Origin of the sequence: Streptomyces sp. URMC 127, from assembly GCF_051386535.1 — a bacterium.
In the GTDB taxonomy this organism is placed as follows: domain Bacteria; phylum Actinomycetota; class Actinomycetes; order Streptomycetales; family Streptomycetaceae; genus Streptomyces.
Genome location: NZ_JBPQTW010000061.1, coordinates 18,106 through 31,707 on the forward strand (window position 1 = coordinate 18,106; position 13,602 = coordinate 31,707).

The 13,602-nt window shown below is 70.8% G+C and carries 11 protein-coding genes, 5 tRNA genes and 1 pseudogene; 8 read left to right on the forward strand and 9 right to left on the reverse strand.

Annotation, left to right across the window (positions count from 1 at the left end; all coding sequences use genetic code 11):
* Positions 1–55 precede the first annotated feature (55 nt).
* The 6 genes from ACSNOH_RS15590 to ACSNOH_RS15615 form a co-directional block, all read right to left on the reverse strand.
* A tRNA-Gly gene (locus tag ACSNOH_RS15590) sits at positions 56–131 on the reverse strand.
* A 79-nt stretch (positions 132–210) separates the two neighbouring features.
* A tRNA-Gly gene (locus tag ACSNOH_RS15595) sits at positions 211–282 on the reverse strand.
* 46 nt (positions 283–328) lie between these two features.
* Positions 329–400, reverse strand: a tRNA-Gly gene (locus ACSNOH_RS15600).
* A gap of 45 nt (positions 401–445) precedes the next feature.
* Positions 446–517: transfer RNA gene (locus ACSNOH_RS15605), tRNA-Gly, on the reverse strand.
* A 45-nt stretch (positions 518–562) separates the two neighbouring features.
* Positions 563–634 (reverse strand) — tRNA-Gly (locus ACSNOH_RS15610).
* A gap of 192 nt (positions 635–826) precedes the next feature.
* Entirely contained in the window at positions 827–1,144 is a 318-nt protein-coding gene (locus tag ACSNOH_RS15615; RefSeq protein WP_398382065.1) for a histone-like nucleoid-structuring protein Lsr2, read from the reverse strand.
* 315 nt (positions 1,145–1,459) lie between these two features.
* Here ACSNOH_RS15615 and purS point away from each other — a divergent pair, with 315 nt between their 5' ends.
* From purS to purL, 3 genes are read left to right on the forward strand one after another with little or no spacing between them, the layout of a single operon-like run.
* A complete protein-coding gene (purS, locus tag ACSNOH_RS15620) occupies positions 1,460–1,705 on the forward strand; it encodes a phosphoribosylformylglycinamidine synthase subunit PurS (RefSeq protein ID WP_030367046.1) in 246 nt (81 codons plus the stop codon).
* Complete coding sequence (gene purQ / locus ACSNOH_RS15625) at positions 1,702–2,382, forward strand: phosphoribosylformylglycinamidine synthase subunit PurQ (protein WP_436721928.1); 681 nt, start codon at positions 1,702–1,704, stop codon at positions 2,380–2,382. Before purS ends, purQ begins: the two co-directional genes overlap by 4 nt.
* Positions 2,379–4,628: a phosphoribosylformylglycinamidine synthase subunit PurL gene (gene purL / locus ACSNOH_RS15630; protein WP_436721929.1), complete on the forward strand. Its 2,250-nt coding sequence runs from the start codon at positions 2,379–2,381 to the stop codon at positions 4,626–4,628. Before purQ ends, purL begins: the two co-directional genes overlap by 4 nt.
* An 80-nt stretch (positions 4,629–4,708) precedes the next feature.
* Here the strand turns inward: purL and ACSNOH_RS15635 are convergent, their stop codons facing one another.
* Entirely contained in the window at positions 4,709–6,199 is a 1,491-nt protein-coding gene (locus ACSNOH_RS15635; protein WP_436721930.1) for an MFS transporter, read from the reverse strand.
* Positions 6,200–6,453: 254 nt separating this feature from the next.
* Here ACSNOH_RS15635 and ACSNOH_RS15640 point away from each other — a divergent pair, with 254 nt between their 5' ends.
* The 4 genes from ACSNOH_RS15640 to purM all read left to right on the forward strand — a co-directional run bounded on the left by ACSNOH_RS15640 (position 6,454) and on the right by purM (position 10,918).
* On the forward strand, positions 6,454–7,188 hold the full coding sequence (locus ACSNOH_RS15640) for a TetR/AcrR family transcriptional regulator (protein WP_436721931.1): 735 nt from the start codon (positions 6,454–6,456) through the stop codon (positions 7,186–7,188).
* Positions 7,189–7,198: 10 nt separating this feature from the next.
* Positions 7,199–7,990, forward strand: a complete 792-nt coding sequence (locus ACSNOH_RS15645; protein ID WP_436721932.1) for a sterol carrier family protein — start codon at positions 7,199–7,201, stop codon at positions 7,988–7,990.
* 273 nt (positions 7,991–8,263) lie between these two features.
* The gene (gene purF, locus ACSNOH_RS15650) at positions 8,264–9,781 is read left to right on the forward strand and encodes an amidophosphoribosyltransferase (RefSeq protein ID WP_436721933.1); all 1,518 of its coding nucleotides are present in this window, start codon (positions 8,264–8,266) and stop codon (positions 9,779–9,781) included.
* A 42-nt stretch (positions 9,782–9,823) separates the two neighbouring features.
* On the forward strand, positions 9,824–10,918 hold the full coding sequence (gene purM, locus ACSNOH_RS15655; protein WP_436721934.1) for a phosphoribosylformylglycinamidine cyclo-ligase: 1,095 nt from the start codon (positions 9,824–9,826) through the stop codon (positions 10,916–10,918).
* A 176-nt stretch (positions 10,919–11,094) separates the two neighbouring features.
* Here purM and ACSNOH_RS15660 read toward each other — a convergent pair whose 3' ends face one another.
* Positions 11,095–11,346, reverse strand: a complete 252-nt coding sequence (locus ACSNOH_RS15660) for a DUF3073 domain-containing protein (RefSeq protein WP_391828050.1) — start codon at positions 11,344–11,346, stop codon at positions 11,095–11,097.
* Positions 11,347–11,746: 400 nt separating this feature from the next.
* Positions 11,747–12,859 (reverse strand): Leu/Phe/Val dehydrogenase, encoded by a 1,113-nt coding sequence (locus tag ACSNOH_RS15665; protein ID WP_436721937.1) that lies wholly within the window; start codon positions 12,857–12,859, stop codon positions 11,747–11,749.
* A gap of 235 nt (positions 12,860–13,094) precedes the next feature.
* Between ACSNOH_RS15665 and ACSNOH_RS15670 the strand changes: the two are divergent.
* Positions 13,095–13,602: pseudogene (locus ACSNOH_RS15670) on the forward strand (hypothetical protein); the annotation flags it as partial.

The window sequence follows — 13,602 nt, forward strand, 5'->3', positions numbered from 1 at the left end:
GGCAGGCGGCCAGGAACGCCGAAGGCCCCGGTCGTGGTGACCGGGGCCTTCGTACTGGAGCGGACGACGAGACTCGAACTCGCGACATCCACCTTGGCAAGGTGGTGCTCTACCAACTGAGCTACGTCCGCATGCCTCCGACCGGCTTTCACCGGGCGGCGCGTGCATCACTCTACCTGATCCACTTCCGTGGCCGGTAACCGTGATGAGAGCGGGTGACAGGAATCGCACACTGCGCCTCCCCCTTGGAAAGGGGGCGCTCTACTACTGAGCTACACCCGCGTGGATCGCCGGTCCGGCCCACGGTGGTGGACCGGTAAGCGATCAGAGCGGGTGACAGGAATCGCACACTGCGCCTCCCTCTTGGAAAGAGGGCGCTCTACTACTGAGCTACACCCGCATGATCCGTCCCGGCCGGTCACATGCGTGACCGGAGGACGTTCAGAGCGGGTGACAGGAATCGCACACTGCGCCTCCCTCTTGGAAAGAGGGCGCTCTACTACTGAGCTACACCCGCATGATCCGTCCCGGCCGGTCACATGCGTGACCGGAGGACGTTCAGAGCGGGTGACAGGAATCGCACACTGCGCCTCCCCCTTGGAAAGAGGGCGCTCTACTACTGAGCTACACCCGCGTGACCTGGGGTTTTGCCCGGTTTCCCGGCCTCGCCCCTCGGCGTGATCCAGACTCTAGCTGATCATCCGGGGTGCTTGGCAAATCGGCCCGGGAAGGCCGCCCCGGCGACGGCACCGGAGCGGCCCGGGGGCGGCCCGGGAGCAGCCGGGGGCTGCCCCCGGCGCGGCGGGCGAGCGGCGCGGCGAGCGGCTCACTCGGCGGAGTTGAAGGCCTCGTACACGCGCTTGGGGATGCGGCCGCGCGGCGGGACGTCCATGCCGTGCGAGCGGGCCCAGGCGCGGACGGCCGCCGGGTCGGGGGCGACGGAGGTGCGGCGGTAGGCCTTGCCGGAGCGCGACTGCTTGCGGCCGGCCTCCAGGTAAGGCGTGAGGACCGCCCGCAGTTTCTTCGCATTGGCAGTGTTCAGGTCGATCTCGTACGACTTGCCGTCGAGGCCGAAGGTAACCGTCTCCGCGGCTTCCCCGCCGTCGATGTCGTCGGAGAGTGTGACCACTACGCGCTGTGCCACGAATATCGGTCCTTTCGGCGGGCATCCGTGCGGTGAACTGCGCAGATGCACTGGTTCCGGATGTTCCGGATCCGTTCCTGGTCAATGGTTATTCATTTGTACAACGAAGGGCATTGCAAAGTGAAGCCCAGTTAATTCCGTCCGTGCCCCTCTTCGCAATCAGGACCGTACGTTTTTCCCGGGATTTTTCCAGGGGGTCCCGGGCGTCGATGCGTAAACGTGACAGGAGGTCCAGCATATCTATGCGCGTAGATTTTTCGGGACTGTACTCTGGCCGTACCGCTTCAGCTCACGCACCACACACCGGGAGTGCCAGTGGCACGCGTCGTAGTCGACGTCATGCTCAAGCCGGAGATCCTCGACCCGCAGGGGCAGGCGGTGCAGCGCGCGCTGCCTCGCCTGGGTTTCGAGGGGATCGCCGACGTCCGTCAGGGCAAGCGCTTTGAACTCGAGGTGGAGGGACCGGTCGACGACGCCGCCCTCGCCCGAATCCACGAGATGGCGGAAACGTTTCTCGCCAACACCGTGATCGAGAACTTCACCGTGCGGGTCGACTCGTGACCGCACGCGTAGGAGTCATCACCTTCCCCGGCACCCTGGACGACCGCGACACCCAGCGCGCCGTCCGGATCGCCGGGCTCGAGCCCGTGCCGCTCTGGCACCGCGACAAGGACCTCCAGCAGGTGGACGCCGTGGTCCTGCCCGGCGGTTTCTCCTACGGCGACTATCTGCGGGCGGGCGCCATCTCCCGCTTCTCGCCGGTCATGGAGACCGTCATCGAACAGGCCCGGGGCGGCATGCCCGTCCTCGGCATCTGCAACGGCTTCCAGGTGCTCACCGAGACCCACCTGCTGCCCGGCGCGATGCTGCGCAACAACCACCTGCACTTCATCTGCCGCGAGCAGAAGCTGCGGGTGGAGAACGCGGACACCGCCTGGACGTCCGACTACGAGGCGGGGCAGGAGATCTCCATCCCGCTGAAGAACATCGACGGCCGCTACGTGGCCGACGAGCGCACCCTCGACGAGCTGGAGGCGGAGGGCCGCGTCGCCTTCCGCTACCTCGACGGGAACCCCAACGGCTCGCTCCGCGACATCGCGGGCATCACCAACGCCGCCGGCAACGTCGTCGGCCTGATGCCGCACCCCGAGCACGCCGTCGAGCCCCTGGTCGGCACGGGCCGCACGGACGGGCTCGGATTCTTCACCTCGATCTTGAAGAAGCTGGTCAACGCATGACTCTCGACACCGTCAAGCACGCCAACGAGACCCCCGACGTCGACCAGCCCTGGGCCGAACTCGGTCTGAAGCAGGACGAGTACGAGCGCATCCGCGGCATCCTCGGCCGCCGGCCCACCGGTGCCGAGCTCGCGATGTACTCCGTCATGTGGTCCGAGCACTGCTCGTACAAGAGCAGCAAGGTCCACCTCCGCCAGTTCGGCGAGAAGGCCCCGGAGAACGACGCCCTCCTCGTCGGCATCGGCGAGAACGCCGGCGTCGTCGACGTCGGCCAGGGCTACGCGGTCACCTTCAAGGTCGAGTCGCACAACCACCCCTCGTACATCGAGCCCTACCAGGGCGCGGCCACCGGCGTCGGCGGCATCGTCCGCGACATCCTCGCGATGGGTGCCCGCCCGGTCGCCGTCATGGACCCGCTGCGCTTCGGCGCCGCCGACCACCCCGACACCAAGCGCGTCCTGCCGGGCGTCGTCGCGGGCATCGGCGGTTACGGCAACTGCCTGGGCCTGCCCAACATCGGCGGCGAGGTCGTCTTCGACGCCTGCTACCAGGGCAACCCGCTGGTCAACGCCCTGTGCGTGGGCGTGATGAAGCACGAGGACATCCACCTCGCCAAGGCTTCCGGCGCCGGCAACAAGGTCATCCTCTACGGCGCCCGCACGGGCGGCGACGGCATCGGCGGCGTGTCCGTCCTGGCCTCGGAGACCTTCGACGACAGCAAGCCCGCGAAGCGCCCCGCCGTCCAGGTGGGCGACCCCTTCCAGGAGAAGCTCCTCATCGAGTGCACCCTGGAGATCTTCCGCGAGGACCTGGTCGACGGCATCCAGGACCTCGGCGGCGCCGGCCTGTCCTGCGCCACCAGCGAGCTGGCCAGCGCCGGCTCCGGCGGCATGCGCGTCGAGCTGGACCGGGTGCCGCTGCGCGACGCGACGCTCTCGCCCGAGGAGATCCTCATGAGCGAGTCGCAGGAGCGCATGTGCGCGATCGTCGAGCCCGGCAAGGTCGACCGCTTCCTGGAGATCTGCGAGAAGTGGGACGTCATCGCCACCGTCATCGGCGAGGTGACCGACGGCGAGCGGCTGGAGATCTTCTGGCACGGCGAGCAGATCGTGGACGTGCCGCCGCGCACCGTCGCCCACGAGGGCCCGGTCTACGAGCGCCCGTACGCCCGCCCGGACTGGCAGGACGCCCTCCAGGCCGACGACGCCAACAAGCTGCCCCGCCCCGCGAGCGCCGAGGAGCTGCGCGAGCAGGTCCTGAAGGTGATCTCCTCGCCGAACCAGGCGTCCAAGTCGTGGATCACGGACCAGTACGACCGGTTCGTGCAGGGCAACACCGTCCTCGCGCAGCCGGAGGACTCCGGCATGGTCCGCATCGACGAGGACACCAACCTCGGTGTCGCCGTCGCCACGGACGGCAACGGCCGCTACGCCAAGCTCGACCCGTACACGGGCGCGCAGCTCGCGCTCGCCGAGTCGTACCGCAACGTGGCCGCCACCGGTGCCCGCCCGCTGGCGATCTCCAACTGCCTGAACTTCGGCTCGCCGGAGGACCCGGCCGTCATGTGGCAGTTCGCTGAGGCCACGCGCGGCCTGGCCGACGGCTGCCTGGCCCTGGGCACCCCGGTCACCGGCGGCAACGTCTCGCTCTACAACCAGACGGGCGAGACGGCCATCCACCCGACCCCCGTGGTCGCGGTGCTCGGCGTCATCGACGACGTCAACCGCCGGACGCCGATCGCCTTCTCCGACGAGGGCCACCTGCTCTACCTGCTGGGTGACACCAAGGAGGAGCTGGGCGGCTCGGCCTGGTCCCAGGTCGTCCACGACCACCTCGGCGGCCTGCCGCCGGCCGTGGACCTGGACCGCGAGAAGCTGCTCGGCGAGATCCTGATCTCGGCCTCGCGCGACGGCATGATCGACGCCGCGCACGACCTCTCCGACGGCGGTCTGATCCAGGCCCTCGCCGAGTCGTGCCTGCGCGGCGGCAAGGGCGCCCGGATCGTCGTGCCCGACGGCATCGACCCCTTCGTCCTCCTCTTCTCCGAGTCCGCCGGCCGCGCGGTCGTCGCGGTCCCGCGGAGCGAGGAGCTGCGGTTCACCGACATGTGCGGAGCGCGGGGCCTGCCCGCGACCCGGATCGGTGTGGTCGACGGCGAAGCGATCGAGGTCCAGGGGCAGTTCAGCATCCCGCTGGCCGAGCTGCGCGAGGCCCACGAGGCCACGATCCCGGCGCTGCTCGCGTAGGTTCCGCCCGGACGACCCCGGTGGCGGGCCGGCTCCTTGCCGGGCCTGCCACCGGGGTCGGACGTTTCCTGCGGGACCGGTCAGGGCCGGGGCAGGCGCAGGCGTATCGCCAGCAGCAGGGCCAGCACCATCGCTCCGGCGGCACACGCGAACACCGTGTCGACGGAGGAGACGAACGCCCGTATCGCCTGGGTGTGCGCCTCCCCGCTGAGCGCGGCGATGCGGCTCGCCGAACCGCCGGGGCCCTTCGCCTCGTACACCCGGGCCAGCACGGTGCCGAAGAGGGAGGCGCCCAGCGCGCCGCCCAGGGACTGGAAGAAGCGGATCCCCGTGGTGGCCACGCCGAGCTGGCGGGGCGGCGCGGACTCCTGCGTGAGCTGGATCAGCTGGCCGAGCAGCTGGCCGAACCCCAGGCCGAGCATCAGCAGCGCCGCGCCGACGACCCACAGGCCCGTGTCCGTGCCGAGGGTCGCGAGGATCCCCATCGCCGCCGCGCTGACGGCCGTGCCGGTGACGACGAAGGTCTTCTGCGACCAGCCGCGCGCCGTCAGCCCGGCGGTGACGATGCCGATGAGGGAGATGCCCACGGCCATCGGGAGCAGGAACAGGCTGGCGTCCGTGGCGGCGATGCCGCGCACGAGCTGCAGATAGATGATCACGTAGATCATCGAGCCCATCAGCGCCGTCCCGATCAGCGCCTGCAGCGCGAACGAGATGCGCAGCACGGGGATCCTGAACAGCGACAGGGGCAGGACGGGCTCGGCCGCCGTGGCCTGCCGCCACAGGAACAGGCCGAGCAGCAGCGCGCTCGCCGCGATCAGCCCGAGGACGGCGGGGGAGCCCCACGCGTACTCCTTGCCGCCCCACTCGGTGACGAGCAGCACGGCCGTGGAGAAGGCCGCCGCGAGGCCGGCGCCGAGGAAGTCGATCCGGTGGCGCGGGCCCCGGTGCCGGGGGAGCTTGAGAACGGCGGCCGCGGCGGCGAGCACGGCGAGGCCGATGGGCAGGTTCACGTAGAACACCCAGCGCCAGTCGGCGTGATCGGCGAGGACGCCGCCCAGGAGCGGCCCGAGCGCCATGCCCGTGCCGGCCACGAGGCCGCCTATCCCGGCGCCGCCGCCCCTGCCTCCGCCGCCTTTGCCTCCGCCGCCCTTGCCCGTGCCGTCCTTCCCCTCCGCGGGCGCTCCCGCCTTGAGCTGGGCGATCACGACCATGGTGACGCTCATCAGCCCGCCGCCGCCGACGCCCTGGACGGCGCGGAAGGCGATGAGCTGCTCCATGGACTGCGCGGCCCCGCACAGCGCCGACCCCAGGAGGAAGGCCGCGACGGCGCTCAGGAAGACGTTGCGCGCGCCGAGCGTGTCGCACAGCTTGCCGTAGAGCGGCAGGACGGCGGTCGCGGCGAGGGCGAAGGCGCTGATCAGCCACGGGACGCGGTCGATGCCGTGCGCGGGGTCGAGGTCCTGGACGATCGGGACGGTGACGGCCGAGACGATGTTCTGGTCGAGGACGGCCAGGAGCATCGTCGTCAGGCACACCACGAAGGCGATCTTGCGCTGTCCCGGGGTCATGAGGCTCCCGGCGGGCTGCACGCCGGGAGCCGGTGGTGCCCCGGCGCCGGCAGCGCCTCCCGCGGGATCCCGCTCCGGGGCCAACTGCCCCGCCACTGTGGATGAACGCACCCTTCTTCCCCCTCCGAGCCGGTCGTGGAACGCCGACGGAAGCGGCGCGCCCTCACCATGCCCCGCGAACGTGTACCGAGTCAATTCTTCGATCGGGTTAGTTTGTCGCCCCGGTCAAAATTTCATCCTGGTACAGTCGTCTCATGACCGAAGGCCTGAGTCTGCGCGAGCGCAAGAAGATCCAGACCCGGCGCACTCTGTGGAAGACCGCCGCGAAGCTGTTCCTGGAGCGCGGGTACGACCAGGTCTCGGTCGCGGAGGTCGCCCTGGCCGCCGAGGTCTCGAAGATGACGGTCTTCAACTACATGTCCTCCAAGGAGGATCTGGTCCTCGGCCCCATGCGGGAGCACATCGGCGACGCCGCCCGCTCGGTGCGCGACAGGCGCCCCGGCGAGTCCGCCGTCGCCGCCTTCCGCAGGGCGTTCATGGATGCGCTCCACGCGCACGACGCGTCCGTCGGCATGAGCGACAACCCCTACGTGCTCCAGCTGCGCCGGCTGATCCAGGAGACCCCGGCCCTCCTCGTCCGCGCCCACGAATACGTCCGCCAGGCCCAGACGCTCCTGGCCGAGGAGCTGGCCTCCGCGGCGGAAGGGCCCGACGCCGAGCTCGCCCCCGTCGTCGCAGCGCAGCTCATGAGCGTCCGCTACGCCGTGCACGAGTACAACCACCGGCGCCTCCTCGCGGGCGAGTCGGCGGAGGAGGTCCTGCCCGGCGCCGTGGCCCTCGCCGAGCGCGCCTTCACCCTGGTCGAGCACGGCGTCGGGGATTACGGCAGCCTGCCGCCGGCCTCCGCGCAGGGCACCGCCGGGCAGGGACAGGGCGCCGCCGGGCCGGGGCAGGGCGCCGCCGGGCCGGGGCAAGGCGCCGCCGAATAGGGTCGGAGCCATGCCTCCCGCCCCGCGCAAGCCCCGTCCCCGCAGCTACGACCCCGCCAAGCTGCGCGCGGCCGTCACCGCGCAGCTCGCCCGCGTACGGGATGCCGCCGCGGGCCTGGAGGAGGCCCGGCTCGCGCTGCCCGCCCGCTGCGGCGAGCGGACCGTCCGCGATCTCCTCGCGCACATCGCCCTGAGCGTGGACCTCGTGGCGCGCCTGATCGAAGAACCCGCCCCGCCCGCCAGGGAGATCACCGCCGTGGAGTGGGCGACCGCGCCCGCCCCTGCCGGGATCGCCGGGGCGATCGCCCGCAGTGACACGGACGCCGCGCCGGCCGCCCTTCTGGACGCCGCGGCGGAGCGTTTCGCCGGCCTCGCCGCCGCCACCCCGCCGGACCGCCTGCTCGCCACGCCCGCAGGCGCCATGCGGCTGGACGACTTCCTGGTCACCCGCTGTGCGGAGCTGGTCGTCCGCACCGACGACCTGGCGACGGCGCTCGGCGCTGAGATCCGCTACGACCGGCAGGCTCTGGCCAACGCCACCCGCCTGCTCGCCGACGCGCTCGCCGCCAAGGCTCCGGGCGGCTCCGTCGAGGTCCGCGTCCCGCCGTTCGCGGTCGTCCAGTGCGTGGCCGGCTCCCGGCACACCCGCGGCACCCCGCCCAACGTGGTCGAGACGGACCCGCTCACCTGGATCCGCCTGGCCACCGGCCGCGCGGAGTGGGCCGCCGCCCTGGATGCCGCGGCGGTCAGCGCGAGCGGCGAAAGGGCGGATCTCTCCGCGCACCTCCCGCTCTCCGCGTGACCCCGCCCGGGAGGGCCTCCCCGGCCCTCTTCCCGGCTCTCTCCGCGGCCCCCTTCCCCGGCCCTCTCCGAAGCTCTTCCCGGCTCTCTCGGCGACTCTCCTCGCGCCCCCTCCCACAACCCCCTTTGTCGGAATGCACAAATGATCGCGGAGGGCCGATTCGCCGTCCGCCAAAGGTGATTCGCTGTGCGCGCCGAGTGGCTGTCCGTGGTGTGAGCCATCACCGGTCGTCCCCGGTTCGGATGAACCTCCTTCCTGCCATAGACTCAAGGTGTGCCTCGTGGTGACGGACGACTCAGCCACGACCTGCTCCCCGGTGAGAAGGGCCCCCAGGACGCATGCGGCGTCTTCGGTGTCTGGGCTCCGGGTGAAGAGGTCGCCAAACTCACCTATTTCGGGCTGTATGCGCTGCAGCACCGTGGACAGGAGTCCGCGGGCATCGCAGTGAGCAACGGCTCCCAGATCCTCGTCTTCAAGGACATGGGACTGGTTTCCCAGGTCTTCGACGAAACCTCACTCGGCTCTCTCCAGGGCCACATCGCGGTCGGTCACGCCCGCTACTCCACCACCGGAGCCTCGGTGTGGGAGAACGCCCAGCCGACCTTCCGCGCGACCGCGCACGGCTCGATCGCGCTGGGTCACAACGGCAACCTGGTCAACACGGCCGAGCTGGCGGAGATGGTCGCCGCCCTCCCCCGGGAGAACGGCCGTGCCACCCAGGTCGCGGCGACCAACGACACCGACCTGGTCACGGCCCTGCTCGCGGGCCAGACCGACGCCGACGGCAAGCCGCTGACCATCGAGGAGGCGGCCGCCAAGGTCCTTCCCGACGTCAGGGGCGCCTTCTGCCTCGTCTTCATGAACGAGCACACGCTCTACGCCGCCCGCGACCCGCAAGGCATCCGCCCGCTGGTCCTCGGCCGCCTGGAGCGCGGCTGGGTGGTCGCCTCCGAGACGGCCGCCCTGGACATCTGCGGCGCCTCGTTCGTCCGTGAGGTCGAGCCGGGTGAGCTCATCGCCATCGACGAGCACGGCGTGCGCACCAGCCGCTTCGCCGAGGCCCGCCCCAAGGGCTGCGTCTTCGAGTACGTGTACCTGGCCCGCCCCGACACCGATATCGCCGGCCGCAACGTCTACCTTTCCCGCGTGGAAATGGGACGCCGGCTCGCCGCCGAGGCACCGGTCGAGGCCGACCTGGTGATACCGACTCCGGAATCCGGCACTCCGGCCGCGGTCGGTTATGCGGAGGCCAGCGGCATTCCGTACGGCACCGGCCTGGTCAAGAATTCCTATGTCGGCCGGACCTTCATCCAGCCCAGCCAGACCATCCGCCAGCTCGGCATCCGGCTCAAGCTGAATCCGCTCAAGGAAGTCATCAAGGGCAAGCGTCTGGTCGTCGTCGACGATTCCATCGTCCGCGGCAATACCCAGCGCGCGCTCGTCCGGATGCTCCGCGAGGCCGGCGCCGCCGAGGTGCACGTGCGGATCTCCTCCCCGCCGGTGAAATGGCCGTGTTTCTTCGGCATCGATTTCGCCACCCGGGCCGAGCTGATAGCCAATGGCATGAGCGTCGAGGAGATCGGCCGCTCGCTGGGCGCGGACTCCCTCGCGTACATCTCCCTCGACGGCATGATCGAGGCGACCACCATCGCCAAGCCGAACCTGTGCCGCGCCTGCTTCGACGGCGAGTACCCCATGGAGCTCCCCGACCCCGAGCTGCTCGGCAAGCAGCTCCTGGAGACCGAGCTGGCCGGTGGCGCGGACGCCGCCGACGCGCTCCGTCGTCCGTGACACGCCTCCGCAGTACCGAACGACACGAAAGCTCTCATACACATGTCTGCAGGTTCTTCTGAGCGTGCTCCGCACGCGGGCTCCGGTGCCAGCTACGCGAGCGCGGGCGTCGACATCGAAGCGGGCGACCACGCCGTCGAGCTCATGAAGAAGTGGGTGAAGAAGGCCACCCGCCCCGAGGTCGTCGGTGGCCTCGGCGGCTTCGCGGGGCTCTTCGACGCCAGTGCGCTCAAGCGGTACGAGCGGCCCCTCCTGGCGTCCGCCACGGACGGCGTCGGCACGAAGGTCGACATCGCCCGCCGCATGGGCGTCTACGACACCATCGGGCACGACCTCGTCGGCATGGTCGTGGACGACCTGGTCGTCTGCGGCGCCGAGCCGCTCTTCATGACCGACTACATCTGCGTCGGCAAGGTCTACCCCGAGCGCGTGGCCGCGATCGTGAAGGGCATCGCCGAGGGCTGTGTGCTCGCGGGCTGCGCGCTCGTCGGCGGCGAGACCGCCGAGCACCCGGGCCTCCTCGGCGCGGACGAGTTCGACGTGGCCGGCGCGGGCACCGGCGTGGTCGAGGCCGACCGCCTGCTGGGCGCCGATCGCATCCGTACGGGTGACGTCGTCATCGCGATGGCCTCCTCCGGACTTCACTCGAACGGGTACTCGCTGGTCCGCCATGTGCTCTTCGAGCGGGCCGGCTGGGAGCTGGACCGGGAGGTTCCGGAGTTCGGCCGCACCCTCGGCGAGGAGCTGCTGGAGCCCACCCGGATCTACTCGCTGGACTGCCTGGCCCTCACCCGTACGGCCGAGGTCCACGCCTTCTCGCACATCACGGGCGGCGGCCTCGCGAACAACCTGGCCCGCGTGATCCCGGACCACCTCCACGCGACGGTCGACCGGTCGACGTGGACGCCGGGTGCGGTCTTCGGCACCGTGGGCGAGCTCGGCGGCGTCGAGCGGCCGGAGCTGGAGAAGACGCTGAACATGGGCGTCGGCATGATGGCGGTCGTGCCGCCGCAGTCCGTGGACGTGGCCCTCGCGACCCTCGCCGACCGCGGAGTGGACGCATGGGTCGCCGGTGGCATCACCGATCGCGGCGACCGCACGGAGGCCGTGGCGCTGACCGGCGACTACGCCGGCTGAGGCCCTGCCGGGAGCACAGGTGAGCGGACCTGAGCCGACGCTGCACGGGGGCCGCCGCCGGGACCGGAAGGTCCTGGTGGAGCCCCAAGCGGTGCGCGGCTCGTCCGCAGTGCCCCGGGCAGCACAGAACCCGGTCCGAGGAAAAACCTCGAACCGGGTCAGTGGGAGTTACAGCGTCAAGCGCGGCGACGGTAGGACGGGTCGGACGGCGTCTGCTCGTCCTCGTCCTCTTCGTCGTTGTAACGACTCGCGTACTGGGCGTACGGGTCGTCATCCAGCTCATCGTCGAGCGGCTCGCTGTTCGGCGGCTGCTTCGTCGGCGATGCGCCCAGCTCATTGGCCAGACGTGAGAGGTCGGTCCCGCCGCTGTTGTACTTCAGCTGGCGGGCGACCTTTGTCTGCTTGGCCTTGGCCCGGCCGCGCCCCATGGCTCGACCCCCTCAATGACGGGGCTCGACGGCCCCAGAGTCTTGACACGCGTTCACGTTCATGAGTCAGAGCGGACCCCCGTGGAGGGATCCGGCCTGTAGGGCTTCAACGGTACCTGCTTCCGCGGCCATACGGTACGTCGCCCGCATGACGTGCCACGCAGCACAACCCTAGGGGAGCCCTGTCCCCGCTGGTCAGCTGCGATTTTAACGTGTCTTGTGTCCCGACCCGCCGATGGGTGGTGAGAGATGTCTCGCTCACCACCTCATCGGACGGGCCTGTAGGGACCGCTAGGGGGAGGCTCCGGCGGGCCCGGAAACCGCCGGTCCGGCCACGCCGTGCGCGCCACCCGGACGCGGCGCTCGCGCAACCGCCCCGTACCACGCCTACCGGACGGTTCTACCGCGCGGTAGGCACAGCCGCGGCGCGCGCCCGCGCCTCGGCCATGCGCTGCTCCGCCAGCCGGTCGGCAGCGGCCGCGGGCGGAATGCCGTCCGCCTTGGCGCGATCAAATATGGCCAAAGTCGTATCGAAAATCTGGTTCGCCTTGGCCTTCGCGCGGTCGAAATCAAAACCGTGCAGTTCGTCGGCCACCTGAATCACTCCGCCGGCGTTCACCACATAGTCCGGGGCGTAGAGGATGCCGCGGTCCGCGAGGTCCTTCTCGACGCCGGGGTGGGCGAGCTGGTTGTTGGCCGCGCCGCAGACGACGCTCGCGGTCAGGGCGGCCACCGTGGCGTCGTCCAGCGCCCCGCCGAGCGCGCAGGGGGCGTAGACGTCGAGCGGCGTGCGGACCAGGACGTCGGCGTCCGTCACGGCGGTGACCTGCGGGTGGCGGGCCAGGATCCGCTCCACGGCCTCCGTCCGCACGTCGGTGATCACGACCTCCGCGCCGTCCTCCACCAGGTGCTCGACGAGGTGGTGGCCGACCTTGCCGACGCCCGCGACGCCGACTCTGCGGCCGCGCAGGGTGGGCTCGCCCCACTGGGTCTGCGCGGCGGCGCGCATGCCCTGGAAGACACCGAAGGCGGTCAGGACGGAGGAGTCGCCGGCGCCGCCGTTCTCGGGGGAGCGGCCGGTGGTCCAGCGGCACTCGCGGGCGACGACGTCCATGTCCTGCACGTAGGTGCCGACGTCGCAGGCGGTGACGTACCGGCCGCCGAGGGAGGCGACGAAGCGACCGTACGCCAGAAGGAGTTGTTCGGTCTTGATCAGAGAGGGATCGCCGATGATCACGGCCTTTCCGCCACCGTGATCCAGACCCGCCAGCGCGTTCTTGTAGGACATGCCGCGGGAGAGGTTGAGGGCGTCCTGCACCGCCGCCTCCTCGGAGGCGTACGGGTAGAAGCGCGTGCCGCCGAGGGCGTCGCCCAGGGCGGTGGAGTGGATGGCGATCACTGCCTTGAGGCCGCTCTCGCGGTCCTGGCACAGGACGACCTGTTCGTGGCCGCCCTGGTCCGACCGGAACAAGGTGTGCAGCACGCCGTCAGCGTCTGGGGGTCCCCCCTGCACGGAGTGCTTGGGGGTGGGACGTACGTCAGTCACTGTGGTGACTCCATATGTCGCGGAGGTCGCCCTCCGGGGGTGGTGGAGGGCCGGTTGGCAAGAGGGTAAGACCTGTCGGGCCGGCGGGCCGGTCCCGTGCGGAGGATCACTCCTCCGGGGAGCGGCGCCATGGGACGATTTGCGCGGTACGGGGAGGCTTCGGCAACTCCCCGGGGTGTCCGGCGTCTTGAGGGGAGCACGTGTGGGCTCGGCGTCATCGGTGACTGTCCCGTACGCGGCGTACCTGCGGGTCTACGAGCCGCTGGGCGCCTTCCCGGAGCCGGAGCGCACGCACTGGGAGCGCTACGCCCGGCGCACCACCCTGCCGTGCGCCCAGGACGAGCTCCGGCGCTCGCTCGCCGATCTGCTGCCCACCCCGCCGGTGCCGGTCCCGGTGCACGAGAGCGGCGACGCCTTCGTGACCTTCCAGGACGGCGTCCTGTGCGTCTGCCCCTGGCGGACCCGGCTGCGCGGCTGGCTGGCGCTGGAGGAGCTGTCCGAGCGGCTGCCCGCGCCCGTCCTGGACGCGGCGCTGCCGCCGGTCGTGCGCCGGCAGGCGGAGGCCGACTACGAGCGCTGGCAGGAGCGCAACCCCGACGCCCGGCCGTGGATCCGCACGGCCACCTGGCAGGTGCCCCTGCGCTGGTTCGTCCTCTTCTCCGACGAGGAGCGGGAGTACGGCAAGCCGGGGGAGTGCGCCGGGGAGGGGG

Coding starts and splice junctions, on each gene's coding strand:
- purL (WP_436721929.1), top strand. CDS start 2,379: ATGACTCTCGACACCGTCAAGCACGCCAACGAGACCCCCGACGTCGAC.
- ACSNOH_RS15635 (WP_436721930.1), bottom strand. CDS start 6,199: ATGACCCCGGGACAGCGCAAGATCGCCTTCGTGGTGTGCCTGACGACG.
- ACSNOH_RS15640 (WP_436721931.1), top strand. CDS start 6,454: ATGACCGAAGGCCTGAGTCTGCGCGAGCGCAAGAAGATCCAGACCCGG.
- ACSNOH_RS15645 (WP_436721932.1), top strand. CDS start 7,199: ATGCCTCCCGCCCCGCGCAAGCCCCGTCCCCGCAGCTACGACCCCGCC.
- purM (WP_436721934.1), top strand. CDS start 9,824: ATGTCTGCAGGTTCTTCTGAGCGTGCTCCGCACGCGGGCTCCGGTGCC.
- ACSNOH_RS15660 (WP_391828050.1), bottom strand. CDS start 11,346: ATGGGGCGCGGCCGGGCCAAGGCCAAGCAGACAAAGGTCGCCCGCCAG.